Here is a 25,125-nt window from a genome sequence, read left to right on the forward strand (position 1 = left end):
GCGTGGCACCGCCCCACCCGCCGCAGGCGCGGGACGCCCGGGGCGCGGCGGTGCCTCAGCGGGTGCGTCGGGCGTGCCGGCGGTGCGCCAGCGCCTCGTACGACGCGGCCAGCGCCGGAGCAGCCTCGTCGTAGGTGAGCTGCGCGACGCCGACGAAGAGGCAGTCAACCACCAGGAGCTGGCTGGTGCGGCTCGACATGGCGGCCGGGCGCAGCTCGCTCTCCCGGGCGGCGGACGTCGTCAGGAGGTGGTCGGCGTACTGGGATATCTCGCCGTCCGGCCCGCCCGTGACGGCCACCGTCGTCGCACCCCGGTCGAAGGCCACCCGCAGCGGTTCGATGACGTCCTCGGTGCGTCCGGAGTGGCTGAAGGCCACGGCCACGTCCCCCGGGCCGAGCTGGACGGCGTTGGTGACAGCCAGGTGCGGGTCGTGGTGGTCGTGCGCGACGCGGCCGATGCGCAGCAGCTTCTGCGCCAGGTCCTGGGCCACCAGTCCCGACGCGCCGACGCCGTAGACGTCGGTGCGCCGGGCGGTGGACAGCGCCGCCACGGCCGCCTCGACCTGCGTGGCGTCCAGGACTGCGGCGGTGTCCGCCAGCGTCTGCCGTTCGTCCTGGGCGAGCTTGGCGATGACCTGGGCCATCGGGTCGTCCACGTCGATGTCGGCGGTGACGGCGGGCGCGGCGCCCGACGCCTGGTGGGCGGCGAGTCCGGCCAGCGCCAGCCGCAGGCCTCGGTAGCCGGTGTAGCCGAGCAGGCGGGAGGTGCGGACCACCGTGGCCTCGCTGGTTCCGGTGCGCTGCGCCAGGCCGGTGACGGTCAGGCCCGCGCAGCCGGCCGGATCCGCCGCGACGGCCTCCGCGACCCGGTGCATCGACCGGGTCATCGACGGCGCCAGCGTCCGCACCTTCGCGGCCAGCGCGGCCGGGCCGGGCGGCGCGGGAGGGGCCGGCGGGGGCGGTGGGGACTGAGAGGTGCTCGCGGCGGGCTGCCGGGGTCCCGGCAGCGCGGCCCGGTTCGACGCCAGGGGCTGCCGGGTGAAGGTTTTCTTCATGCGATCCTCACGCTCCGGAAGATATTTTCAGCCCCCGCCCGCGTCAAGACCGCCTCGGGGCCGGGCAGGGCGGCCGGGTGCGTGGTCCGGCGGTGGGGCGGCCTCTGGTGCAATGGAGGCATGGAGTTGGAACAGGCCCTGCACACCGCCCGCGCGCTGGTCCTCGCCGACCTGGCGGCTGCGGACGTCGCGGAAGCCGACACGGTGTCCCTGGTGGAGGACGCCGTCACGCACCGGCGGTGGTGGGTGGAGCAGTGGCCGCAGGGCGCCGCGTTCGTCACCGGCCTGGTCGCCCAGGACGTGCAGGACGCCCTGCTGGACCGCTACGGCCGCTGGCCGCTGTGCCCGTTGTGCGGCGACGACGTGGACGGCGGCCCGCACGCCCTGGACGTCGAACCGGAACTCGGCGAGGACCCGCACTGGGTGTGCACCCTGACCGCCACGGCGGTGGCGCCCGTCGGCCGCCTGGGCGCGTCCGCGTGACGGTGTACATCGACCCGCCGATCTGGCCGGGCCACGGACGTATGTGGTCGCACCTGGTCAGCGACGTCTCCTTCGAGGAACTGCACACCTTCGCCGCCCGCCTCGGTGCGCCCCGCCGGGCCTTCGACCGGGACCACTACGACCTGCCGTCCACCCGCTACGCCGACGCCGTCCGGCTCGGCGCGGTGGAGGTCGGCAGCAAGGAACTCGTCCGCCGCCTCACCGCCGCCGGCCTCCGCCGCCCCAAGGGCCGCCCGGCCTGAGCGCCGCTCCGGCGGCCGGGGACGCGGTGACCTTCGGTGTGCTGTGGCTGGTGGCCGATCCGCAGGCCGAATCGCGACGGGAGCACTGATCGCCTGTCCGGCACGGCGGTCGCCCTGGGACACTTCGGACAGGGGCAGGCGCGCAGGCGGGAGAGGTCGGTATGGGTTCGGACGAGGACATGATGGTCGGTCCGGCGGCGCGGTGGGCGGCGGGGGAGCGGGAGCCGGAGCAGTCGCCCCGCCGGGCCGACGACCGCCGCTACGAACCGCGTCCGGACTGGCAGCGCATGGTCCGCTCGGACTGGCACGACCTGCGCGTGGTCCGCACCCGTCTGGCTGCCGGGGCCGACCCGGACGGCGACCCGCAGGACCGCGCGGACGGCGGGCCGCCGCCGCTGCACCGGGCCGCGGAGGAGGGCGCCGCGGAGGTGGTGGCGGAGCTGGCCGGGCGGGTCAGCGACCTGGAGGCCGTGGACGGCGAAGGACACACCGCGCTGTGGGCGGCGGTCTGCGCCGACTCCCCGGACGCCGCCGCCGCAATGCTGGCGGTGGGCGCTGACCCGTGGCGTCCGGTGGTCGGCGAGCGGTCGGCGGGATGGCTCGGCCTGCGCAACAAGTGCGCCGACGTGTTCGCCGGCCTGCCCGGCGCCGTCCTGCCCACTGCGGACGAGACGGCCCGGCAGCAGGAAGCGGACTGGCTGATCGGCCTCTTCACCGGCGAGTATCCGGAAGGCCTGGCGGCAGCGTTCGTCGCCGGGTTGACCGAGGACGAGGCGCTGCGCCGGGTGGGCCTGGACCCGGCCGCCTGCTCGCCGCTGACCGAGGCGGACAGGGCCGCGTGGGACGCGTTGGAGCACGAGGCCGGGGACGTCACCGGGGTGTCCGCCGTGCCCGGCGGCTGCGTGCTGATGCACGCCTACAACTACTGGCTCAGGACCGAGGAAGCACTGATACCGCTCTCGGCGGGCACCACCGCGTACGGCCTGTACTTCAACCCCAAAGGCGGCGTCTTCGGCACCCTGGCCCGCGACGGCGCCGTGGTCCTGCACGAGGAGATCGGTCTCGACCCGGACGAGGACTCCCCCGCCGACCACTGGCTGTTCCGCTTCTATGACCGGGGCCCCGAACACCTCCACGACGCGTCCTGCCTCGCCTACGCCTGCTGGACGGCGGGCCTGAGCCCCACCTCGGCCGAACAGGTCCTCGGCCCGCCCCGGCGGTGGGCCACGCCGCCCGGGACGCGGTGACGGCGATGCGGGTTCGAGAGGGCCAGAGTGGTGTGACACCGAAACGGGAGACGAACATGGCGGAGTGGGAAGTCCACGCGCAGTTGCTGCTGGCGGGGCCCGCCCGTGATTCTTCGGAGCTGTGCCGACGTCTGGCCGAAGCTCTCCTTGGGGGCCCCACGAGTTCGTGGCGGTGGCGACCCTGAGCGGTGGCGCCGCCTCGCCCGTGGTCTCAGCGGGCGGTACGTTCCAGATCGGCGCGGCGACACCGGGGGAAGCCGTGGACGTGGCCGTACGTCAGGTGCGGATCGCGTTCGCGGCGGCAGGGGTCGTGGACCAGGGCGTCACCGAGGTCTCCGTGACCCCGGGCGGCGTCGACCCGCGTACGTTGCCGTAGCGCACGGACGTTCCTGCCCGGGGCAGGACGAGGTGAGAGTGGCCTTGGCGTGTCCCTTGTCCACGCGCCTCCCCGGTCCGGATCGGCAGTGTGCGAGTCGCCTCAGGGCAGGCGGTCGGCCGGCTGGTCGGTGGTTGCCGCGCCTGGATGGTCGCCGCCCGCTGCCGTCTCGACGATGCGGGTGCGGGTGGTGGTCGCCGCCGCTGTGCGGTGCCAGTGGGCGGCCAGTGCCGTACCGGTGAGGGCGAGGGCGGCGAGCAGGGCGCCGGTCCAGGCGACGGCCGGGTAGCCCCAGCCGGCGCTGATCACCAGGCCGCCCAGCCAGGGGCCGACGGTGTTGCCGATGTTGAAGCTGGCGGTCGTGGTGGCACCGGCGAGGGTGGGGGCGGCACCGGCCACGTCGAACATGCGGGCGTTGAGCGCGGGCGCGGTGAAGAAGGCCGTGACGCCCAGCAGCAGCGACAGTCCGACGGCCGCCGCCGGGTGGTGTGCGGTGAGCGCGAGCAGGGCCAGCACGGTCGTCGAGGCGGCTATGCCGAGGTACATCGTGCCGAATAGGCGCCCGTCGGCGACCCGGCCGCCGACGACCGTGCCGATGAGCGCGCCGACGCCGAACAGGCCGAGGACCGTCGGCACCCAGCGCTCGCCCAGTCCGGCGGTCTCGGTGAGCAGCGGCGAGAGGTAGGAGAAGAGCGCGAAGACGGCACCGCCGTTGAGCGCGGTCACGGCCAGCGCCAGCCACACCTGCCGGTCGGTGTAGATGCGCAGCTCCCTGCGGAGCACCGGACGGTCGGCCCCGGTGGGCGGCTGGGTGCCCGGGACGACGGTGACCACGCCCACCAGCCCGACGGCGGACAGGGCGGCCACCGCCCAGAACGCGGACCGCCAGCCGAACTCCTGGCCGAGGAACGCGCCCGCCGGCACGCCTGCGATGTTGGCGACGCTCAGCCCGCCGACCATGACGGCCATCGCGCGGGCACGGGCGTTGACCGGTACCAGCGACACCGCGACCGCCGCGCCGACCGCCCAGAAACCGGCGCAGGCGAGTGCGCTGACCACCCGCGAGGCGAACAGCACGCCGTAGGTCGGAGCGAGCGCCCCGGCCACCTGGCCCAGCCCGAAGACCGCCAGCAGCGCGATCAGCGTGGTGCGTCGCGGCAGGCGCAGGGTCGCCGCGGCGAGCACGGGCGCGCCCACCACCATGCCGATGGCGAAGGCCGAGATCAGCAGCCCGGCCTGCGGGATGGTGACGTCGAGATCGCGGGCGACCGGTTGCAGCAGACCCGCGAGCATGAACTCGCTGGTGCCGAGCGCGAAGACGGAGAGCCCCAGCACGTACACGGCTGCGGGCATGCGGGCACGGCCGGCGGCGTGGTCGGGCGGGGCGTCAGAGGGCACGTACGGCGGCAACACCGGACCCGGTCGACGCATTCCCGTTCGGCCGTTCGTCCCAGAGCCTGCCCTTTCAGGAAAGCGGGCGCCCGCCCCCCGTCCGGGCGCCCGCCTCACCTCCGGCCGTCCCACCGCGGCCGGCCCGCCCGGGGGTTACCCGCCGGGGTACCACTCGTACTACTCGCCCGCGTAGGCCTTCTCCAGGGCGGCCAGGTCGAGCTTGCGCATGGTCATCATGGCCTCGGTGGCGCGCCGCGCCTTCGCCGGGTCGGGGTCGCGCAGCATGGCGGTGAACGGGGTGGGCACGACCTGCCAGGACACGCCGAACCTGTCCTTGAGCCAGCCGCACATGCTCTCCTCGCCGCCGTCCGTGAGCCGGTCCCAGTAGTAGTCCACCTCCGCCTGGTCGGCGCAGGGGATCTGGAACGAGACGGCCTCGTTGAAGGTGAACTGGGGGCCGCCGTTCAGCGCGACGAACTTCTGGCCGTTCAGTTCGAACTCGACGGTCAGTACCGTCCCGGCCGGGCCCGGACCGCCCTCGGGCATGCGGACCGTCTCGCCGACCCGGCTGTCCTCGAAGACCGAGACGTAGTGCCGGACCGCCTCCTCGGCCTGCCCGTCGAACCACAGGCACGTGGTGAAGCCCTCGGTTGTCATCGCTGCCTCCTGCGGGTGAAGTGCTGTCACCCCTTACCGACGGCCGCCGCGCCGCGAACTCATCGCATGCGGCCCTGCGGATGTGCGCGGACCCTCACAGTCGGCGGCCGAGCAGGCCCAGCAGCTGGTCCTGCGCGGGGGCGTCGGCGGGCACGGGGACGGGCGCGGCGAACATCGGGGTGCCCTGCAGGGCGTCCGCCATCGGGAGGACCTGCTCCAGCACGGCCGCGGCCAGCTCGGGGTCGAGCCGGTCGTCCAGGCCCGCGCCGCGGGCCAGGTCCCAGGCGTGCACGGCGAGGTCCAGCGTCATCTGCCACGCGTACTCCTCCGCCGGGCTCCGGCCCCCGGAGGTGTGTACCGGCAGGTCGAGCGCGCCGGGCCGGTGGAACGCGGGCACGGACGCGGCGGAGGCGCTCGCCCAGGCGGCGGCCGGGTCGTCGCCCAGCACGTCGCCGTCGAAGCGGTCGCCGACCTCCTCCAGCGTCGCTCCGCTCAGCAGCGGCGGCGCCCACAGGTGCTCGGCGGTGAGGTGGTTGACGAGGTCGCGCACCGACCACTCGGTGCACGGCGTGGGCGCGGTCCAGCGGTCGTCGGGGACGGCGCGCACCCGGCGGTCGAACTCCGCGTGCGCGCGGTCGAAGGCTTCGAGCTGTTCCATACCCTCAAGCTGACAGCGCCCTCAGGCTGACAGCAACTCCAGTTCGGTGGTCAGGTTCCGCCGGGCGTGGTGCTCCCAGTGGCGCCGGCCGTGCTCGGTGCGGAACAGGCCGGGCAGCGCCAGCAGGGAGCGCAGCACCCCGGCGCGGCCGGGAAGGAACACCTCGTCGGGCAGGAAGCCGTACTCCTCCCGCACGGCGGCGGCGTAGGCGGCGTACTCCTGCGGGTTGCCCGCCAGCACGGCCAGGTCGGCATCGCACAGCGTCTCGCCGTTGCGGTCGCCGGGCTCCGGGTCGTGGGTCGCGGTCAGTCTGACCAGGCGGGCGACCTCCGCGGTGCGGGCCGCCGACACCCCCGCCTCCGGCAGGGCCCGCTCGGCCAGGGCGGCGCTGCGCTCCTCGTTCTCGCTGCGGTCGGGCCGGTAGACGGCGTCGTGGAACCAGGCGGCCAGCAGCACCGCCTCCGGGTCGTCGGCGTGGGCACCCAGCTCGTCCAGGCGGTCCAGGACCGCCGCCAGGTGCGCGGTGGTGTGGTAGCGGCGCTGCGGCTCGGCCCAGCGGGCCAGCAGTTCGGCGCCGTAGGGCTCCGGGTCGGGGCCGTCGGCGGTCCCGCGCGACCGGGTCAGCAACGCGTTCCACCGGGCGAGCAGGTCGGAGCGGTCGGGGGTGCGGGGCTCGGTCATGGAACCAATTGTGTAGTGCACCTTCCCCGGTCGCGGGGTCTGTGGCACTCTTTGTTATATGTCTAGACCAATTCTCGAGGTGATCGCGCTCAGCGCGGAGGACGCGGAAGCGGCCCGGGCCGGCGGGGCGGACCGCCTGGAGCTGGTCAGCGATATCGCCGCTGACGGGCTCACCCCCAGCCGGGAGACGTTCGCCGCGGTGCGTGCCGCGGTGGACATCCCGATCCGCGTCATGCTGCGCACGACGGACGGCTTCGCGGCCGGGGACGCCGCCGACATCGCGGCGCTGCGCGCCCAGGCCCAGCTGCTGCGCGCGGAGGGTGCCGACGAGTTCGTGCTCGGCTTCCTCGACGGGACCACCGGGCAGCCCGACCTGCACGCGGTCGGCGCGCTGCTGGAGGTCGTCCACGGCGCCCGCTGGACCTTCCACCGGGCCATCGACCGGGCCGCGGACCGGGAGAGCCTGCGCAAGTCCCTCGCCGAGCTGCCGGGCCTGGACACCTACCTCACCGCCGGGTCGGCCACCGGTGTGCAGGACGGCCTGGACGTCCTGCTGGCCGAGAGCGCGCGCACGCTGGCCGGGGACCCCGGTTTCGAGGCGCGCATCCTGGTGGGCGGCGGCCTGCGCCTGGATCACCTGCCGCAGCTGCGCGCGGCGGGACTCGACGCCTTCCACATCGGCGGCGCCGCCCGTCCGCAGGGCTGGCAGGCGCCGGTGGACGCCGACGCGGTGCGCCGCTGGCGCACGGCGCTCGACGCCTGACATCTGACACCTGGCGCCCGGGGGCCTGGCACCTCAGGCCTGGCGCGGTCGGTCGCACCGGACCGGGCCCGGGAGGAGTGGCGGCTGCACGTCGGGGGGCGTGCCAGCCGTCGCCGGACCTCGGACCTCGGACCTCGGAGCCCGGACCTCGGAGCCCGCGGGTCGGGGGCGGAGGTCGGTATGGCGGGAGTCAGGGTCGGCGGAGGTCCGGAGACGGGACGTTCAGTGGCGGCGGTGGATGCCGGCGGCGGCTGCGGTGCCGTCGTCCATCCGGCCCAGCACGGCGATGTCGATCGCGGCGCCGAAGAAGACCCGGACGGCACGGAGGCTGTTGCCCAGCAGATGGCGGGTGTGGGCGTCGGCCGGTCCGATGGCGGTCGCGCCCCGGCTCCGACCACCCACAGCGGGAGTGAGCGATGCGGTAGTCATGCATCCAGCATGCGATTCACCCGTTCGCCGCACATCGGTCCCACGACCGATTCGTCCCATGCGGACCGTAGGCCCGGCGGGTGAGCGCGACCCCTACGGGTCGCCTCCGGGCCGGTGCGAAAACCGGTCGCCCGTGCCCGGAGGCGCCGGTACACTCGCCCGTCTGCCGCCTCCCGGACCGGGGAGGCCCCCGGCCGGACGGTAATCGGCCGGCACTCGCCGTTCCCGCACCCGTAACCCGCCGGAGGCCGTGCCGTGCCCGCCCCTGCCCACCCACCCGCCGACCCCGGGACCGCCCCCACTCCCGCACCTGCCGCACCTGCCGGGAGCGACGCCCCCGCTGCGCCCCGGCCCCGCACCGACACCGCACCCGCGCACGGGCCCGACGAACCGGCTCCCGCGCCCGGCGGACCGCTGGAGCGCGAGCGCGCGCACCTCGCGGCGTCCCGCGCCGCGCTGCGCGCCATGCGGGCCGACGCGGCGGCGCTGGACATCAAGGACGTCACCGCCAACTGGGTGAACGCGGAAGTCCTCCAGGCCGAGCTGGACAAGCGCATCACCTCGCTCGCCGACCTCGCGCACACCCCGCTGTTCTTCGGCCGCCTCGACTACCGCGCCGAGCCCGGCCCGGCGGCGCTGTCCGACGGGCACGCCCACCCCGACGGGCAGGTCCGGCCCACCGGGCAGGCCGAGGGCGACACCGGGAACCGCTTCTACATCGGCCGCCGGCATGTGCACGACGCCGACGGGGACCCGATGGTGGTCGACTGGCGGGCACCCGTCTCGCAGCCCTTCTACCGGGCCTCCCGGCGCGACCCGCTCGGCGTCGAACTGCGGCGCCGCTTCGGCTACACCGGTGGCGAACTGACCGCCTACGAGGACGAGCCCCTGGGCGCCCCTGCCGGAGGCGCCCCCGCTGGCGGCGACCCCACGGCTGGCGACACCGCCGCGGACGTGCGCGGCAGCGCCCTGCTCCAACGCGAGATCGAACGGCCCCGCGTCGGCCCGATGCGGGACATCGTCGCCACCATCCAGCCCGAGCAGGACCGCATCGTGCGGGCCGGGGTCGAGGGTTCGGTGTGCGTGCAGGGAGCGCCCGGCACCGGAAAGACGGCCGTCGGCCTGCACCGGGTGGCGTACCTGCTGTACGCGCACCGGGAGCGGCTGGCCCGCACCGGCACTCTCGTCATCGGGCCGAACCGGTCGTTCCTGCACTACATCGAGCAGGTGCTGCCCGCGCTCGGCGAACTGGCGGTCCGGCAGTCCACCGTCGCCGACCTCGTGGCGCACGTGCCCGTCACCGGCACCGACGACGCGCTCGCCGCCCGGCTCAAGGGTGACCCCCGGATGGCCGAGGTGCTGCGCCGCGCGGTCCGGTCCGGCGTGCGGCGGCCCACCGAACCGTGCGTCGTGGTGCGCGGCTCCCGCCGCTGGCGGGTGCCCGCCGACGAACTCGCCGCGCTCGTCGACGAACTGCTGGCCCGCGACATCCGCTACGGCGCCGCCCGCGACGCTCTGCCGCAGCGCATCGCGCACGCCGTGCTGGTCCGTATGGAGCAGTCGGGTGAGGCACCCGACGACCGGGTGCAGGACGCGGTGGCCCGCAACGCGGCCGTCAAGGCGACGGTCAAGGAGGTCTGGCCGGCCGTCGACCCGGCAAAGCTGGTGCTGCGGCTGCTCGGTGACGCCGACTTCCTCGCCGGGCAGGCCCACGGTGTGCTCGACGAGGACGAGCAGCGGGCGATCCGGTGGGCGAAGCCCGCCCGGAGCGTGCGGTCGGCCCGCTGGTCGGCGGCCGACGCGGTGCTGATCGACGAGGCGGCCGACCTCGTCTCCCGCACCGGCTCACTCGGCCACGTCGTGCTGGACGAGGCGCAGGACCTGTCGCCCATGCAGTACCGGGCGGTCGGCCGCCGGTGCAGCACCGGCTCGGTCACGGTCCTCGGCGACCTCGCCCAGGGCACCACCCCGTGGGCCACCGCCGACTGGGCCGAGGCGCTGCGCCACCTGGGCAAGCCCGACGCCGTCGTGGAGGAGCTGACCCGGGGCTTCCGCGTGCCGCGCCAGGTCATCGACTACGCCTCCCGGCTGCTCCCGGCGATCGCGCCCGGCCTGGCGCCCGCCACCTCCGTGCGCGAGTCGCCCGGCGACTTCGCCGTGCGCCCGTGCGACCCGGCACGGCTCGACGACGCCGTGCTCGCCGCCTGCCGGGAGGCGCTCACCCGGGAGGGCTCGGTCGGCCTGATCGCCGCCGACGCCCGCGTCCCGCAGCTCGCCGCCGCGCTCGACGCCGCCGGGCTGGGCCATCTGGAGCCCGGCACCGAGACCACCGCGTCGTCCCGGCTGACGCTGGTGCCCGCCACGCTCGCCAAGGGCCTGGAGTACGACCACGTGGTGCTCGACGAACCGGCCGCCGTCGTCGCGGGCGAGCCCGACGAGCGCACCGGGCTGCGCCGCCTGTACGTCGCCCTCACCCGTGCCGTCTCCGGCCTGGTGGTGGTCCACGCCGACCCGCTCCCGTCCCGGCTGGCCGGCTGACGCGCGGGCGGAGCTGCCGGGTGCACCTGCCGTCTGACGACCGGGCGTCCGGTCGTCAGTCCAGGACCGCGGTGGCCTCGATCTCCACCAGGTGCTCGGGCACGTCGAGCGCCGCGACGCCGATCAGGGTGGCCGGCGGCACCGGGGTGACGCCGAGCTTCGCGGACGCCCGGGCCGCTCCCTCCATGAACAGCGGCATCTTGTCGGGAGACCAGTCGGGGACGTAGACGGTCAGCCGAGCCACGTCGTGGAAGGAAGCGCCGACCTCCGCGAGAGCGGTGCCGACGTTGAGGTAGCACTGCTCGACCTGAGTGGCGAGATCGCCCTCGCCGACCGTGACTCCGTCGGCGTCCCAGGAGACCTGCCCGGCGACGAAGACCAGTCGCGAACCGGTGGCGACCGCCACCTGCCGGTACGCGTCGATCTTCGGCAGTCCGTCGGGATTCACCAGGGTGATGGCCATGCTGTCCGCCTCCTTGTTCACCACGGACCGGGACGCTCCCGGTCTCCAGTGGTTACTCAGAAACCGTAGGAGAGCAGCCGCTGACATGGAAGAACGCACTTCTCCGTGACTGGGGAACCTGGCGGTGACCGTGCAGTTCACGGGCTCGCCCGGCAGGAGATGCGGACCTGGGGCGCATGGTCTCCACAGCGCGTGGCGGGCTTCTGCGAGACGTCTCCGTCTCCGTCACCGCCACGGCAGACGGAGCCACGGGCTCTCGGGGTCGGTGGTGAGCTGCCGGTGGGCGTCGAGCATCTCGGTGTACCAGGAGCCTGCCTCGTCCCGGTCGAAGTGCAGGCAGCGGCCCAGCACGTATCCCGCGGAGAACTCCTCCCAGGACTCGTAGGAGACCTGGCTCACCCGTCCCGCTCGGACCAGTGCCCGCTCGGTCTCGGCCATGGTGCCGTACCGGGCGCCCAGGCCCCAGCGGGCCATCTTGGAGGCCCGCCCGTAGCACCAGGCCAGCACCGAGCGCACCTGGCCGTCCTCCGGCAGCAGCCCGTCGGCCCGGAACCGGGACTCGTACCGGGCGATCCGCCCGATCAGGTGCCGGGCCCGCCGCACCTCCCGGTCCAGCAGGTCCGCCCGGCCCAGGCCCGTTCCCCGGCCCAGGCCTGTCTCCCGTCCGCGGTCTGGCTCGGACTCCGGCTCGCGGCCGTGGGACGGACCGGCGGCCGGACCGCCGTCCGGCGCCGCGTCCGCGCCGTCCCCGTCCCCGGCTGTGGAACCCGCCCGTGCCCCCGCGGTCGGCGGTGCCGGGCGGGCGGAACGCCGCAAGGCGTACTCCGCCGCGTCCTGCCACTCCGCCACGCCCGGCGCCCGGCCGGTGGCCTGCGTCATCTGCTGCCGCAGCCTCAGCAGCACCTCCCACAGCGGGTCCAGCGACTCGCCCAGCAGCAGTTCCTCCAACCGGGCCAGCCAGGCGATCCGGTCGGTGATGCCCCACGCCTGCTCAAGCCGGTTCCGCTCGCCCGAGTACCCCCTGCCGTGCCAGGCCACGGCGTTCCACAGCGAGCCGTTGGAGACGCACAGCAGGGCGCCGCAGGCCAGCCCGTGCGCGAGTGGCCCGTCGAGCACGCCGCCCACCCGCAGGGTGCGCAGCATGGCCTGGCCCGAGGGCGCCTGCTCGGCGTGCGCCCGCCACTGCACGCGGTGGGCCATCGTCCCCGGGAAGTACGCCTCACAGGGGGTGCCCGGGTTCACCGCCAGCCACCACCTGTCGCTCGGCCATGACGAGGCGAGGCTGCGCAGACTCTCGCCCTCGTACACGGGGTTGTCGCCCGGCACCGGCAGCATGCCGTCGGTGTAGTAGGCCATGCAATGGCTGCCGAGGGACTTGTTCCAGAACGGGTGGAGTTCAGCCTGGCGGACGGCGTCCACCGGTCCGCGGGGCGTGGCGAAGTACAGGTAGTGCGGAGCCAGCGCGTTGAAGTAGGCGGTCCAGTCGGCATGCTGCCGGGCGTGCAGAAGTGCCTGTTCCAGCGCCCCCGGCGGCGTCCACGCGACCGTCTCCCGCGCTGCCTTCCTGCCCCACCGCATGTGTCCCCCTGGTCTCGACCGGCCAACGGGATGCCATGATCCCAGCCGCCGCCGCCACGCGGCCCGGCGGGCCCGGCAGGGACCTGCGGGGCAGGGCGACCTGTCGGGGGCAGGGCGACCTGTCGGGGGCGAGGTGACGCTGCCGCTCAGTCGGTCGTCCAGTCCCAGGTGTCGAAGTAGGCGGTCCTGCCGGTGCGGCGGGCATCCGCCACGGCGCTCAGGCGCGCGAAGTCGCCTTCGCCCATCCTCAGGGCCCGGACCACCGCCATGATCGAGGCAGTCACGGAGCTGCCCCCGGTCGTTGTGAGCGACCTTCTCGGCATCACGGCGTCCGCCGCGGCCCGGTGGACCACCTGGCGAGCGCCAGCTGGGCCGAGTACCTGGATGCCCGCACCATCGACGGCTTACCGGCAGAGCCACCGGGGGCTCCCGATGAGAGCCCGGCACCTTACGACTCCCAACAACAGGAGGCTTTTGAACCTTCAGGCGCAGCCTCACACCCGGGATCTCAGCACGTCGATCTCGCAGCCTGGCGCGAACGGGTCGAAGCCGTGCTCGATCAGCCAGCGAACTGCCAGCAGGCTTCGCAACGACCACCACGCGTGGATCACGTCGAGGTCGATGTCGGTGCCATAGCCGGCGAGGACGTCGTCGAGGTGCTCCTCGTGTCCGAGCGTGAAGGTGGCGAGGTCGTACAGGGCATCGCCCTGGCCGGCCTCGGACCAGTCGATGACGCCCGTCACTTCGTCGCCGTCGAGGAAGACGTGCGCGATCTGCAGGTCGCCGTGCGTGAACGCCGGAGTCCACGGCCGGAGGGCGGCCTCGGCGACCCGGCGGTTCCGGGTGACCAGGTCAGCTGGCAGGAGGCCGTTCGTCACGAGCAACTCGCACTCGTCGTCGAGTTCCGCCGCCAGCGCGGCGATGGTCCGGCCGGCCCGGCCGGGCCGGGGCGGCAGCGGCGCTTCGTGCAGCTTCCGGATGGCGGCGCCTGCCGCGGCCCAGGCCGCCGACGCCCCGGTCGACGGCCCTCCGAGGCGCCCGAGCGTCGTCCCCGGGAGCGCGGCGATCGCGAGCACGGGCGGCTTGCGCCATAGGACCTTCGGGGTCGGGACCGGCGCCAGGGACATCGCCTCGACCTCGACGTCGATACGCGTCTGATCGGTGTCCACCTTCAGGAACACGTCGCCGACGCGCAGGGTCGCGCGCTCGGAATGGGCGACGACGATCTCGACCTCATCCATGGGCGATCAGTATCCCGGAGGTGATCGCCCACGTCGCCGGGTTTATCGCATGCGATCACGCAGCTGACCGCGTCCCGCCGGGCCTTGGTCCTGGCCGGGAGCTGGCAGGCCAGGGCCGTGGCCACCGGATACCGCATGGGTGGAATACCGGCTCTGCACCAGCCGGTCGGTCCTCCTCGTCGGTGTAGCAGACACACGCGAAGCAGGTGGCCTTGGGGACCGTCTCGGCGTACTGCTCCAGCGGCAACCAACCAGGATCGCTCTCCGCGCCGGACACCGGGCCGGAGCGCGCGCCGGACACCGGGCCGGAGACCGGCACGGACACCGGGATGACGCCCGGCGTCGGGGGACGTCCTGTCGTCCACGGGACCTCTCCTTCCGTTCGGCCGGTCGGGAGGGCCGCTCCGGGGGCACCCTCAGGCGCCGTCGTCGGCCAGCAGCTCACCCGCGTCGACGATGCGGTACGCGTAGCCCTGCTCGGCGAGGAAGCGCTGCCGGTGGGCGGCGAAGTCCTGGTCGACGGTGTCGCGGGCGACCACCGAGTAGAACCGCGCCTCGTGCCCGTCCGCCTTGGGCCGCAGCACCCGGCCGAGCCGCTGCGCCTCCTCCTGGCGGGAGCCGAACGTGCCGGACACCTGGATGGCGACAGTCGCCTCGGGCAGGTCGATCGAGAAGTTCGCCACCTTCGACACGACCAGCACCGACAGCTCGCCCTGCCGGAACGCGTCGAACAGCTTCTCCCGCTGGGCGTTGCTGGTGTCCCCCTTGATCACCGGGGCGTCCAGCCGCTCGCCCAGCTCGTCGAGCTGGTCGATGTACTGGCCGATGACCAGGGTCTGATCACCCGCGTGCCGCCTGACCAGGGACTCCGTCACCCGCTGCTTGGACTCCGTGGTCGCGCAGAAGCGGTACTTCTCCTCCGTCTCGGCGGTGGCGTAGGCCAGCCGCTCCGACTCGGTGAGGCTGACGCGGACCTCGACGCAGTCCGCCGGCGCGATGTAGCCCTGCGCCTCGATCTCCTTCCAGGGCGCGTCGAACCGCTTGGGGCCGATCAGCGAGAACACGTCCGACTCGCGGCCGTCCTCGCGGACCAGCGTCGCCGTCAGGCCCAGTCGCCGCCGCGCCTGGAGGTCGGCGGTGAACTTGAACACCGGCGCCGGCAGCAGGTGCACCTCGTCGTAGACGATCAGGCCCCAGTCCCGGGAGTCGAACAGCTCCAGGTGCGGGTAGACGCCCTTCCGCCGGGTCGTCAGCACCTGGTACGTGGCGATGGTGACCGGGCGGATCTCCTTGCGGGTGCCGCTGTACTCGCCGATCTCCTCCTCGGTGAGCGAGGTGCGCCGCACCAGTTCGTGCTTCCACTGCCGGGCCGAGACCGTGTTCGTCACCAGGATCAGCGTCGTCGCCTTGGCCTGCGCCATCGCACCCGCGCCGACGAGCGTCTTGCCCGCGCCGCACGGCAGCACCACCACCCCCGAGCCGCCGTGCCAGAAGCCCTCCACGGCCTGCTTCTGGTAAGGCCGCAGCGACCACTCCCGCTCGTCCAGGTCGATGCGGTGGGCCTCGCCGTCGACGTAGCCCGCCAGGTCCTCCGCAGGCCAGCCCAGCTTCAGCAGCACCTGCTTGACCTGCCCGCGCTCCGACGGGTGCACGGCCACCGAGTCGGCGTCGAGGCGCTCACCGACCAGCGGGATGATCCGCTTCGACCGCAGCACCTCCTCCAGCACCGGCCGGTCGGTGCTGGTCAGCACCAGGCCGTGCGCGGGGTGCTTGGTGAGCGTCAGCCGCCCGTAGCGGGCCATCGTCTCGGCGATGTCCACCAGCAGCGCGTGCGGCACCGGGTAGCGGGAGTACGCCACCAGCGCGTCCACCACCTGCTCCGCGTCGTGCCCGGCCGCCCGCGCGTTCCACAGGCCCAGCGGCGTCACCCGGTAGGTGTGGATGTGTTCCGGCGCCCGCTCCAGCTCGGCGAACGGCGCGATCGCCCGCCGGCAGGCGTCGGCCTGCTCGTGGTCGACCTCCAGCAGCAGCGTCTTGTCGCTCTGCACGATCAGCGGACCTGTGTTCACGCGGTTCTCCATCCGGCCCAGGCATCACCGCCCCCGGCACGGGGGCAGTCCTCCAGTGTCCCGCATCCGCGGGGGAAGTCCCTCCTGCGAGTGAATCCGATGGGTGCATGTCGTTTCTCCGGCTGTACCGTCGGAGAATGACGGTACAGCCGGGAAAAACGCACATGAGATGTCGTTCAGGAGGCTGAGATGCTGTTGCGGTTCCGGGTCGCCAACCACGCCTCGCTGCGTGACGAGCAGGAGCTGTCGCTGATCGCCGACGGTCCCAGGCAGGGCCGGGCGGACCGTGCGGTGCCGCGCACCAGGCACCACACCGTGCCGGTGGCGGTGGTCTACGGCCCGAACGCCTCGGGCAAGTCGAACGTCATCGACGCCATGGCGTGGATGCGGCTCGCCGTGCTCTCGTCGTTCCGGCGCTGGGACCCGTCCGGCGGCGTGCCGCGGCGGCCCTTCGCGCTGCGGAAGCACCCCGGTCGGGAGCCGAGCAGTTACAGCGTCGAGTTCCTCCACGGGGAGGTCCGCTACGAGTACGGCTTCACCTGTGACGACGAGAGGGTGGAGGCCGAGTGGTTGTCCAGTTACCCCGAGGGCAAACCGCGGCGGCTGTTCGAGCGGACCGCGGGCGAGGCCATGCGGTTCGGCCGGGGGCTCAGCGGGCGCCGCAAGACCATCGCCGACCTTCTGCGGCCGAACAGTCTCTACCTGTCCGTAGCCGCAGCGCAGGGCCATGAGCTGCTCGGCAGCCTCTACCAGTGGTTCCGGGAAGGGCTGCGCGTGGCGACCGACGCCGACTTCACGCAGCGTCTCGACTTCACCGTGGACCTCTGCCTGAAGGGAGGCGAACGCCCCGGTGGGGAGCGGCTGCTGGCGCTGCTGCGCTACGCGGACCTGGGAGTGTCCGGGCTGGAGGTGTCGGAACCGGAGCCTCAGGCGGAAGCCGATCGCGCCCGTGTGGTGGCTGCGCTGCGGGACGTGATCGGGGAGCGCGTCCATGTCCAGGAGAGCCTGGGGGACCGGGTCAGCGTGGAACACCGCACAGACCAGGGCACGTTCACTCTGCGACTGGCGGACGAGTCGAGTGGGACGCGGACGTGGATCGGACTGCTCGGCCCGGTCCTCACCGCGCTGGCCGACGGTTCCGTGCTGTGCGTGGACGAGTTGGACGCCCGACTTCACCCGCACCTCACCGACACCCTGGTCGGACTCTTCCAGTCCCCGCACGTCAACACCCGCGGTGCGCAACTGGTCTTCAGCACACACGAGGCGCACCTGCTCGGCCGCAACTCCCGGATCGAACTGCAGCGGGACCAGGTGTGGTTCACCGAGAAGGACCACGACAGCGGAGCGACCCGGCTGTTCCCCATGACGGACTTCCAGGTCCGCCCCTCCGGCGAGAACCTCGAGAAGCGCTACCTGGTGGGCCGGTACGGGGCGGTGCCGTTCTTCGACGACGACCTGCTCGACGACATCGTCGCGGGCATCAACAGGGGGAGAGGGCTTGCAACGCAAGAGCTCGCTGAGGCGGAACCGGAAGGAACGCCCGGAGCGGCGTAGGTTCCTCATCCACTGCGAAGGCGAGAGAACGGAACAGCACTACTTCAGAGGGCTCCGGGCCGAGCTGCGCTCCACTCCCGTGGAGGTCTGCATCGCCCCGCAGCACGGTGAACCCCTGGCCCTCGTACGAGCGCCGTCACCCGGCAGGAGAACGCACCCCGCAGCGCCCGGGACCGCCACACGGCCTACGACGAGGTCTGGTGTGTCGTCGACGTCGAAGCGCCGACCCCGCATCCGGGCCTGGACCAGGCTCTCGCCCTGGCCCGCCGCGAGGGCATCAGGATGGCGCTGAGTAATCCGTGCTTCGAACCGTGGTGCTGCTCCACTTCACCTCCACCGCCGCCTACTGCACGTCCGCACAGGCTCAGCGGCTGCTGGAGAGGCATGCCGCATGCGGCTACACGGCACAGCGCAGACACCTGGAGTACGCGAAGCTGGCCGACCACTTCGGTACGGCACGCCGACGGGCCAGGGAGTTGCGCCTGCCCGTTCAGGGACGGGCGCCGCAGACTGTCAACCCGTGGACGGACGTCGACACGCTGATCGACGCGCTGCGGGAGCCATGCGGGTGAGCTGTGTCCGGCCCTGGGACCAACGCCCTTGGGCGGCGTTTGCGAGGGGGGCTCACGTGACCGGCCTGTCGTCCAGGATGCGCTCAAGGGACCGTCGACCCATTCGGCTCATGGGCGGATTGCTCTCGACGTAGTACCAGACCAACCCCATCGCTTGGGCGAACGCCCACGCCCTTCCCCGCTCCCATTCGAGGTCACCGCAACCCAGGCGATCACGGAGGACCTGCCGCGGCCCGGCTTCGAGCACGTGCCACGCGCACACGAGATCCAGCGACGGGTCGGCCGGTCCGACGCCGCCGACATCAAGAACCCCGGCCAACCGACCTGCGGACAGGAGCACGTTGCCGGGGATGAGATCGCCATGGGTCATCACGTCCTCAGCCGCGTCGCGCGGGAGGGCACGCAGAGTTGTCCAGAGGCGGCGCAGCCGGCGAACATCCAGGAGTTGCTCGCTGTGCCGGAAACAGGTCTCCATCCATGCGTCATGGGAGCGCAGGTCGCCTCCCCGGCCCGTACCGGCGAAGGTGCGGCCACGCGTGTCGATCGCCCGGAGGTCTCCGATGAGATCCGCCAGGTCCCGGGCGAATCCGACTGATCCACCCGGGTCCTCGTCCGCGGCCACGTCCCCGGGCAGCCACGTCTGCACCGACCACGGAAGCGGATAGCCTGCCCCGGGTTCACCCAGCGCGACCGGCTCGGGCGAGGGGAAACGGATGCGGCCCGCCAACTCGCGAGCTGCTTCCGCTTCGGCCTCCAGCCCGCGCCGCGTCGACTCGACGTCTGCGGACTCAAGCGGGAACCGGGCCGCGAACCGATCTCCGACGCGGAAGATGGCGTTGGCCGTGCCCTGGGCGCGGATGCTCCTGACCGGCAGGCTCCGCCACTCGGGAAACTGCTGGTCCACCAGTGTGCGCACCGTCTCAGGCCGCACCGTCAACTGATCGGCGTGCATCTTCACCGTGGAAGCATGCGCGGCACGATCCATGCCTTCAACCCGTTTTCGCCGCGAGAACACGCTCAGGGACAGACAACCCCGGTCAGCCGTCGGCGAGTTCGGCGACGCCGGTGATGCGGTGCAGCGGGTAGGTGCGGACCTCGTCGGCGGTGTGGTCGTAGCCGGTGACGAAGCCGCCCTCCACCCGGACGGGGGCGATGACGCGCTGGCTGGCGGCGCCGTCGGCGTTGACGTAGCCGATCCACACGGCCTGCCCGGTGAGCACGGCCGACTGCATGGTGGCCAGGGTGTCCGCCGAGGTGGTGCGCGGCAGCGTGCCCTCCGGGGTGTGGCGCGGCGCGCGCGGTTTGTGCGGGGTGACGGCGGCCAGGTCGCCCGCCCGGATGGCGCGGACGGCGGCGGCCAGCAGCGTGTCGTCCGGGCGCGGCGGGCCGTCGGGCACCGGCTCCGGCGGGGTGCGCGGCGGGGTGCGGTGGGCGTCGGGGCGGGCGATCAGCACGTCGCCGTCCGCCGACTCCGCGGCCGGCGCGAAGCCCAGGTCGCGCAGGCCCGCCAGGAGCTGGTCGGGGGCGGCGGCGGACGCCAGCACCGTCGGCGCCAGCAGCCGCAGGCGCAGCCCGGCGGACCGGCGGTCGGCGAGGATCTCCGTGAGCAGTGCGTCGTCGTCGCACCGCACGTAGGAGGAGGCGGCGCCCACCCGCAGCCGGCCGTGCCGCCGCGCCACGTCGTCCACCAGGTACGTCAGCGGTTGCGGCACCGGTGTGCGGGAGTGCGCGGCGAGGAAGGCGTGCAGTTCGGTGGCGCTGCGCCCGGCGTCGAGCGCCCGGCGCACCGACTGCGGGGTGAAGCGGTAGACGGTCGCGGCGCCCTTGGACTCGACCTCGGCCAGCACGCTCAGCGCGTCCGACAGCGGGCGGCGCAGCGGGCCGGGGGCGACGGCGGTCAGGTCGGCCTGCAGCAGCACGTGGTCGAGGGGTTCGGGCAGCAGCGGCGCGAGCAGAGCGGCGGCCTTCGCCGCCGGACCGGCGGTCGCGGCCGGGCCGTCACCGGAGGCGGTGCCTCCGGAGGCGGTGCCGCCGGGGGCGAAGGCGGCGTCCAGCAGCGGGCGGGCGTGCCCGGCCAGGGCGCCGCGCCCGGTGAGGCCCAGCTGCTCGGCCTCGGTGAGGACGGCGGTGCCCATCGTGGCCCGCAGCTCGTCGCCGGACCTGAGCGGGCGTTCCCAGCGCAGCCGTTCCAGCAGCGCGCCCGGTTCCGGTGTGCCGCACTCGGGCAGTTCGGCGAGCAGTTCCAGGGTGCGGCGGCGCAGCGCGGGCGCGAGGGAGCGGTCCAGGCCGGGGCCGAGCGCGGACAGCGTGCGGCCCTTGCCGTCGCGGGTGCCGGCCAGCCCCGGCACCCGGGTGCCCGGCAGCCAGGCGGCGACCAGCACCGCCCAGCGGTCCTGCGGCGCCCGGTCCAGCCAGTCGTCGTAGGCGGGGGTGGGCGCGTACCGCTCGTCGGTCTCGCCGTCGGACGCCACCAGGCCGGCCGCGTGGGCCAGTTCCACCCAGAACGCGGTCTCCGGCTCCGGCAGGTCCAGGGCGGCGGCGGTCCGCCTGAGGTCGCGCACGCCAAGGCCGCCGGCGCGCAGCACGGCGGGGGCGGCCCGCTCCCACTCCTTGAGCAGTTCCTCGACGGTCGAGACGGCCGTGAACGCCTGCCCCGCGGCGGTGCCGTCGACGGTCGGCAGCGGATGCACCCGCTGGGCCGCGACGGGCGGCGGCACGGGCTCCAGCTCGCGGTGCGCGCGGCCCTCCCGCAGGTGCAGCGCCACCTCGCGCGGCAGCAGCACGGTGTGTCCGCGCCCCCCGCCCGGACCGGGTGCGGCGCGGGGGCCGGCGGGCAGCAGCAGCCCGCGGTCCAGCAGCCACCGCACGGGCGCGGAGAACACACCCGCCACGGGGGCCGTGCCGTCGGCCGGGTCGGCGGTGGCGACGGTGCCGTAGGGCGGGCCCCACACCAGCTTGCCGAGCATCGCCGCCGCTTCGGGCGGCGCCCCGGCGAGCAGTTCGGCCATCCGCGTGCGGTCGGTGAACAGGTCGGTCAGTGCGTTGACGGCACTCACCGGGTCGTGGGTGGCGGGCAGCCCGCAGGCCGCCACCAGTTCCTGGAGCCGCCCGGGCGACGTCCCGGCGGCGGCCTCGGCGAGGGAGGGGCCCAGCCCGGTCGGTGACGTCGTGGTCGCCGACGGGGACAGCAGCTCCCGGGCGGTGCGGACCAGCCGCAGCCGCTCACCGCCCCACACCAGGGCCTGGGCGCGCAGCGCGGCCACCGCCGTCGGCAGCTGCTCCTCGCCGCCGGGCAGCAGCGCTGCCAGCGCGGGCAGGTCGCACGGGTCGGGCGCGACGGCAAGCGCCTGCGCGGTCTGCAGGGCGAAGGTGTCCAGGCGCTCGACGGCCCGCACGACGGACGCCCTGGTGCCGGCGCGGGTGGCGAGCTGGGTGAGGTCGCCCGGTACCGGCGAGAGCAGGTCGGGGCGTGCCCGAAGCAGCGCGGCGAGCGCCTCGTCGGGCAGGGCGCGCAACTCGTCGGCGAGAGTGCGCGGGGAGCCGGTCTCGCTGGTCATCCCCCTCACGGTACCGGGCGCGGCGCGATACGGTCGCTGTGTGGGGATCGAGAGCGAACAGCTGGTGTTCGACTACCTGAGCCGCGTCGGGGACTTGGCGCACAGCACGCCGATGACCGCTGCCGAACGGGCCCGGCTGGTCAGCGATCTGCGGGCGGGCATCCAGAGCGAACGGGCCGCGGCCGAGGGCGGGGGCGAGTCCTCTGCGGCGGTGCGCAAGATCCTGAAGCGGATGGGCCGGCCCGAGGACGTGGTGGCCGCTGCCGGCGGCGGGGGCGGCTCACTGCCGGAGCAGCGCGACGCCACCGCCGCAGGTACCGCCGGTGCCGTCGGGCCTTCGGTGCCGCGGTCCGCGTCGGGCGGAGCCGCGCCGCCGCACCTGGCCGGTCTGGACGAGCTGACGTCCGCCGAGAGCGACCCCGACTGGTGGCGCGGCGCCGGGTCAGGGCCGCTGCCGCAGGGCAGCGGCGGTGAGGTGAGCGGCTTCGTCGGCGGCATCGAACTGCCCGACATGCTCAAACCGCCGCCCGGCGAGAAGGGCCCGCTGCCGTCACCCGCGCCGCCACCCGCCATGGAGACGGCCGCCGCCGTGCCCGGTCCGGCCGCCGCGAAGGAGGTGCCGACCGGCCGTCGGCGGCTGGTCGCCCGGTTGCGCGGCCGGGCCGGGCAGCCCGGCGGCGGGACCCGCCGGGCTGGCGGCGCGGTCGAGCTGATCGCGGCGCTGGCGCTGGTGGCGGGGGCGGCGCTGGGCTCACTGGTGGCACTCGGCCTGGGCTGGGTGCTGACGTGGTGGTCGCCGCGGCTGAGCCGCATCGAGGCGAAGTGGGCACTGCTGGGCATGCCCGGGCTGGTCGTAGGCGTCGGGCTCGTCTGGTTGTGGGGGCGCGCGGACGGGCGGTGGGGCGATCCGATCGCCGACGGGCAGCTGCAGGAGGTGCTGACCGGCGCTTACCCGTGGGTGCTGCGGGGAGCGGCCGTCGCCAGCGCGGTGTTCCTGCTCTGGCGCGCCCGCCGCCCGGTCGCCTGAGCGGCGGGCCGGCCCGATCCGTGGCCGGCCCGATCCGTGGCCGGCCTGATCGGTGGCCGGGGCGGGAGCGGGGCCCCTCCCGCCCGTCCCGCCCCGGCCGGTCGGCCGTGCCCGCCCGACCGGCACAATGGGCGCCGTGACCTCACCGACCGACGCCGGGGAGCTGCCCGGCCACCCGACCCCGCCGCCGGTGACGGTCGGCTTCGACCTCGACATGACGCTCATCGACTCCCGACCCGGCATCCGGGCCGTCTACGAGCTGCTGGCCGCCGAGACGGGCGTCCACATCGACTGCGAGCTGGTGGTGTCCCGGCTGGGGCCGCCGCTGGAGACCGAACTGGCCCACTGGTTCCCCGCCGACGGCCTCCGGGCCGCCGCCGACCGGTACCGGGAGCTGTACGTGGACCACGCGATCGAGCCCACTCCCGCCCTGCCGGGCGCCCGCGAGTCGCTCGCCGCGGTACGGGATGCCGGCGGCCGGTCGGTGGTGGTGACCGCCAAGAACCAGCGCAACGCGGGCCACCACCTGGCGTACCTCGGTCTGGAGCCGGACGAGCTGGTCGGCGACCTGTGGGCCGAGGCCAAGGGCCGGGCGCTGCGCGAGCAGGGCGCGACGGTCTACGTCGGCGACCACGTGGGTGACGTGCGCGGCGCCCTGGCGGCCGGGGCACTTCCTGTGTCGGTGGCGACGGGCCCGTACTCGGCGGCCGAACTGGACGCCGCCGGGGCGGCGGTCGTCCTGCCGGACCTCACCGCGTTCCCCGCCTGGCTGGACGGCTACCGCTCGGAGAGCCGCCGCGCCGCGTCACCCGCCTGACGCCGCTGCTCGGCAGCGGACCGCAGCAGCCCTGCGGCGGCCAGCGCGAAGCCCAGCCCCATCAGCATGCACACGAAGTAGGCGATCGGCGGGAACCGCTCGGTGCCGAGGAACATCGGTGCGAACGTGACGAGGGTGGCCAGCGCGCCGACGGCGAAGACGATCCCGCCGACCCGCACCAGCAGGTCACCGGCTCTCCCCTGATCGGTGGCGGGGCCGGTGGCGGGGCCGGTGGCGCCGCCCGTGGAAGGAGAGGACGGGCTCCGGTGGACTGGTGTATTGCTCACCTGTCCAGGGTAAGCCGGTGGGCAGGTGCGCGGAGGAACGGGGCCGGGGCATCTTGTCAGCGGGCGACGGAAGATTAACCTTGAGTCATGGCGGGGCGAGCGGCCCGCCGCTGCTTTCCAGTTCCACGGATTCACGCTTTCACGTTTTCACGAGCGTTCTCGGTGCCGACCGGCGCAGCCCAGGGGCTGCGAGGGCACCGTTCGACGCTAGGGGGGCGTTGAGTCCTGCCCATCAGTCCGGCGCAACTGCCGGGGCCGACCGACGAGTGACGAGGACGAGGACAGACGTGCCTACCGGCAAGGTCAAGTGGTTCAACAGTGAGAAGGGCTTCGGCTTCCTCTCTCGTGACGACGGCGGGGACGTCTTCGTGCACTCCTCCGTGCTGCCCAGCGGCGTGGAGGCGCTGAAGCCGGGGCAGCGGGTCGAGTTCGGGGTGGTGGCCGGTCAGCGGGGTGACCAGGCGCTCTCGCTGACGCTGCTCGATCCGGCGCCCTCGGTCGCCGCGGCGCAGCGCCGCAAGCCGGACGAGTTGGCGTCGATCGTCCAGGACCTCTCCACGCTGCTGGACGGCGTCTCCCAGCAGTTGGAGCGCGGCCGGTACCCGGACCGCCAGCACGGCCACAAGATCGCCGGGATGCTGCGGGCGGTGGCCGACCAACTCGACGTCTGAGCCCGCGACCTCGACGTCTGAACCTGCGACGCCTGCCCGGGCCCGACGTCCGGCGCACACTTCGCGATGCGTGGCCCGCCCCCGGCCGGGGGCGGGCCGCACACCGAGGCGCAGCCGACCGTCCGCTCGGATCGGCCGACCTCCCGCCTGGTCTTTCGCCGGTGAACCCATCCGCCGAGCGAATGGTGACGAATAACTTGTACAGGCAAACAAGGGACTTCGGCCATGAAAACTCCGATTCAGGACACCGCTCCGCCGGACGCCACCCACGGCCCTCTCGACGAGGGCCCCGGTTGCCGTCCCCTCGACGACTGGCCCGCCTGCCTGCCCGCCCTGCGAGGCGAGATCCGGCGCCGACTCCAGTCGTGGGGCCTGAGCGACGTCTCCGACGACGCGCAGGTGGTCTGGACGGAGCTCGTCTCCAACGCCGTACGGCACGGCACGCCGCCGCTGGCGGTGACCGTGGTGCTGCGACGCACGAGCGACCGGCGGCGTGCCGTGCGCATCGAGGTCAGCGACGCCGGCACCGGTGTGGACATCGGCCGGCTGCAGGCCCGGTGGCGTCATCCCGCCTTCGACCTGGCCGAAGACGGCAGGGGTCTCTTCCTGGTCGACGCGCTCTGCGATGCCTGGGGGGACCGGCGCCGCTGCCACGGCCACACCGTCTGGGCGGAGATTCCCGCGCCTGCGCCCGCGTCTTGACGATCAGGGTGACGCGCACCGCGGGAGGGACCGTGACCGACGCCGC

Annotated in this window: 26 protein-coding genes; 12 read left to right on the forward strand and 14 right to left on the reverse strand. The window is 74.0% G+C overall.

The genetic code is table 11. The annotated features are described in order from the left end of the window. Positions 1-55: 55 nt before the first annotated feature. Positions 56-1,054, reverse strand: a complete 999-nt coding sequence (locus QNO07_RS03445) for a MurR/RpiR family transcriptional regulator (RefSeq protein ID WP_283989889.1) — start codon at positions 1,052-1,054, stop codon at positions 56-58. A 120-nt stretch (positions 1,055-1,174) separates the two neighbouring features. Between QNO07_RS03445 and QNO07_RS03450 the strand changes: the two genes are divergently transcribed. The 4 genes from QNO07_RS03450 (at position 1,175) to QNO07_RS03465 (ending at position 3,423) form a co-directional block, all read left to right on the forward strand. Next, positions 1,175-1,537 (forward strand): DUF8819 family protein, encoded by a 363-nt coding sequence (locus tag QNO07_RS03450; protein WP_283989890.1) that lies wholly within the window; start codon positions 1,175-1,177, stop codon positions 1,535-1,537. Next, complete coding sequence (locus tag QNO07_RS03455) at positions 1,534-1,800, forward strand: DUF4031 domain-containing protein (RefSeq protein ID WP_283989891.1); 267 nt, start codon at positions 1,534-1,536, stop codon at positions 1,798-1,800. The genes QNO07_RS03450 and QNO07_RS03455 overlap by 4 nt, the downstream gene beginning before the upstream one ends. A 161-nt stretch (positions 1,801-1,961) precedes the next feature. Then, entirely contained in the window at positions 1,962-3,047 is a 1,086-nt protein-coding gene (locus tag QNO07_RS03460; RefSeq protein ID WP_283989892.1) for an ankyrin repeat domain-containing protein, read from the forward strand. Positions 3,048-3,219: 172 nt separating this feature from the next. Beyond that, positions 3,220-3,423, forward strand: a complete 204-nt coding sequence (locus QNO07_RS03465; RefSeq protein ID WP_283989893.1) for a hypothetical protein — start codon at positions 3,220-3,222, stop codon at positions 3,421-3,423. A gap of 102 nt (positions 3,424-3,525) precedes the next feature. On the opposite strand, the gene QNO07_RS03470 is transcribed toward QNO07_RS03465, so the two are convergent. The 4 genes from QNO07_RS03470 to QNO07_RS03485 form a co-directional block, all read right to left on the reverse strand. Beyond that, a complete protein-coding gene (locus QNO07_RS03470) occupies positions 3,526-4,776 on the reverse strand; it encodes a Cmx/CmrA family chloramphenicol efflux MFS transporter (protein ID WP_283989896.1) in 1,251 nt (416 codons plus the stop codon). Between the two features lie 216 nt (positions 4,777-4,992). Beyond that, the gene (locus QNO07_RS03475; protein WP_283989897.1) at positions 4,993-5,472 is read right to left on the reverse strand and encodes a VOC family protein; all 480 of its coding nucleotides are present in this window, start codon (positions 5,470-5,472) and stop codon (positions 4,993-4,995) included. 94 nt (positions 5,473-5,566) lie between these two features. Further along, the gene (locus QNO07_RS03480; protein WP_283989898.1) at positions 5,567-6,130 is read right to left on the reverse strand and encodes a TIGR03086 family metal-binding protein; all 564 of its coding nucleotides are present in this window, start codon (positions 6,128-6,130) and stop codon (positions 5,567-5,569) included. Positions 6,131-6,151: 21 nt separating this feature from the next. Then, entirely contained in the window at positions 6,152-6,811 is a 660-nt protein-coding gene (locus QNO07_RS03485; protein ID WP_283989899.1) for an HD domain-containing protein, read from the reverse strand. Positions 6,812-6,869: 58 nt separating this feature from the next. Here QNO07_RS03485 and QNO07_RS03490 point away from each other — a divergent pair, with 58 nt between their 5' ends. Further along, positions 6,870-7,574, forward strand: a complete 705-nt coding sequence (locus tag QNO07_RS03490; RefSeq protein WP_283989900.1) for a copper homeostasis protein CutC — start codon at positions 6,870-6,872, stop codon at positions 7,572-7,574. Positions 7,575-7,796: 222 nt separating this feature from the next. Here QNO07_RS03490 and QNO07_RS03495 read toward each other — a convergent pair whose 3' ends face one another. Further along, on the reverse strand, positions 7,797-8,003 hold the full coding sequence (locus QNO07_RS03495) for a hypothetical protein (protein ID WP_283989902.1): 207 nt from the start codon (positions 8,001-8,003) through the stop codon (positions 7,797-7,799). 255 nt (positions 8,004-8,258) lie between these two features. Between QNO07_RS03495 and QNO07_RS03500 the strand changes: the two genes are divergently transcribed. Continuing rightward, entirely contained in the window at positions 8,259-10,541 is a 2,283-nt protein-coding gene (locus tag QNO07_RS03500) for a HelD family protein (RefSeq protein ID WP_502961765.1), read from the forward strand. A 55-nt stretch (positions 10,542-10,596) separates the two neighbouring features. Here QNO07_RS03500 and QNO07_RS03505 read toward each other — a convergent pair whose 3' ends face one another. The 5 genes from QNO07_RS03505 to QNO07_RS03525 all read right to left on the reverse strand — a co-directional run bounded on the left by QNO07_RS03505 (position 10,597) and on the right by QNO07_RS03525 (position 15,892). Next, positions 10,597-11,004 carry a RidA family protein gene (locus tag QNO07_RS03505; RefSeq protein ID WP_283989903.1) on the reverse strand — a complete coding sequence of 136 codons (408 nt, stop codon included), beginning with the start codon at positions 11,002-11,004 and terminating at the stop codon, positions 10,597-10,599. A gap of 225 nt (positions 11,005-11,229) precedes the next feature. Then, the gene (locus tag QNO07_RS03510) at positions 11,230-12,582 is read right to left on the reverse strand and encodes a DUF1266 domain-containing protein (RefSeq protein ID WP_283989904.1); all 1,353 of its coding nucleotides are present in this window, start codon (positions 12,580-12,582) and stop codon (positions 11,230-11,232) included. Positions 12,583-12,728: 146 nt separating this feature from the next. After that, positions 12,729-12,866 carry a hypothetical protein gene (locus tag QNO07_RS03515; protein WP_283989905.1) on the reverse strand — a complete coding sequence of 46 codons (138 nt, stop codon included), beginning with the start codon at positions 12,864-12,866 and terminating at the stop codon, positions 12,729-12,731. 210 nt (positions 12,867-13,076) lie between these two features. Next, positions 13,077-13,823, reverse strand: coding sequence for a phosphotransferase family protein (locus QNO07_RS03520; protein WP_283989906.1), 747 nt, complete (start codon positions 13,821-13,823; stop codon positions 13,077-13,079). A 416-nt stretch (positions 13,824-14,239) separates the two neighbouring features. Next, the gene (locus QNO07_RS03525) at positions 14,240-15,892 is read right to left on the reverse strand and encodes a DNA repair helicase XPB (protein ID WP_283989907.1); all 1,653 of its coding nucleotides are present in this window, start codon (positions 15,890-15,892) and stop codon (positions 14,240-14,242) included. 189 nt (positions 15,893-16,081) lie between these two features. Between QNO07_RS03525 and QNO07_RS03530 the strand changes: the two genes are divergently transcribed. Together QNO07_RS03530 and QNO07_RS03535 are read left to right on the forward strand one after the other, a co-directional pair. Continuing rightward, positions 16,082-17,446, forward strand: a complete 1,365-nt coding sequence (locus QNO07_RS03530; protein WP_283989909.1) for an AAA family ATPase — start codon at positions 16,082-16,084, stop codon at positions 17,444-17,446. A 299-nt stretch (positions 17,447-17,745) separates the two neighbouring features. After that, on the forward strand, positions 17,746-18,018 hold the full coding sequence (locus tag QNO07_RS03535) for a hypothetical protein (RefSeq protein WP_283989910.1): 273 nt from the start codon (positions 17,746-17,748) through the stop codon (positions 18,016-18,018). Between the two features lie 52 nt (positions 18,019-18,070). Here QNO07_RS03535 and QNO07_RS03540 read toward each other — a convergent pair whose 3' ends face one another. Then, positions 18,071-18,970 carry a phosphotransferase gene (locus tag QNO07_RS03540; protein ID WP_502961771.1) on the reverse strand — a complete coding sequence of 300 codons (900 nt, stop codon included), beginning with the start codon at positions 18,968-18,970 and terminating at the stop codon, positions 18,071-18,073. Between the two features lie 85 nt (positions 18,971-19,055). After that, positions 19,056-21,575 (reverse strand): helicase-associated domain-containing protein, encoded by a 2,520-nt coding sequence (locus QNO07_RS03545; protein WP_283989913.1) that lies wholly within the window; start codon positions 21,573-21,575, stop codon positions 19,056-19,058. Positions 21,576-21,615: 40 nt separating this feature from the next. On the opposite strand from QNO07_RS03545, the gene QNO07_RS03550 reads away from it, so the two are divergent. After that, positions 21,616-22,602, forward strand: coding sequence for a hypothetical protein (locus QNO07_RS03550; RefSeq protein ID WP_283989914.1), 987 nt, complete (start codon positions 21,616-21,618; stop codon positions 22,600-22,602). 127 nt (positions 22,603-22,729) lie between these two features. After that, complete coding sequence (locus QNO07_RS03555) at positions 22,730-23,419, forward strand: HAD family hydrolase (RefSeq protein WP_283989915.1); 690 nt, start codon at positions 22,730-22,732, stop codon at positions 23,417-23,419. Here QNO07_RS03555 and QNO07_RS03560 read toward each other — a convergent pair. After that, entirely contained in the window at positions 23,380-23,604 is a 225-nt protein-coding gene (locus QNO07_RS03560; protein WP_283990067.1) for a hypothetical protein, read from the reverse strand. The genes QNO07_RS03555 and QNO07_RS03560 overlap by 40 nt on opposite strands. Before the next feature lie 389 nt (positions 23,605-23,993). Here QNO07_RS03560 and QNO07_RS03565 point away from each other — a divergent pair, with 389 nt between their 5' ends. Together QNO07_RS03565 and QNO07_RS03570 are read left to right on the forward strand one after the other, a co-directional pair. Continuing rightward, positions 23,994-24,377, forward strand: coding sequence for a cold-shock protein (locus QNO07_RS03565; RefSeq protein ID WP_283989917.1), 384 nt, complete (start codon positions 23,994-23,996; stop codon positions 24,375-24,377). A gap of 225 nt (positions 24,378-24,602) precedes the next feature. Then, a complete protein-coding gene (locus tag QNO07_RS03570) occupies positions 24,603-25,079 on the forward strand; it encodes an ATP-binding protein (RefSeq protein WP_283989918.1) in 477 nt (158 codons plus the stop codon). The last annotated feature ends 46 nt before the right edge of the window (positions 25,080-25,125 follow it).

The organism is Streptomyces sp. 549, assembly GCF_030124175.1.
Lineage (GTDB): Bacteria > Actinomycetota > Actinomycetes > Streptomycetales > Streptomycetaceae > Streptomyces.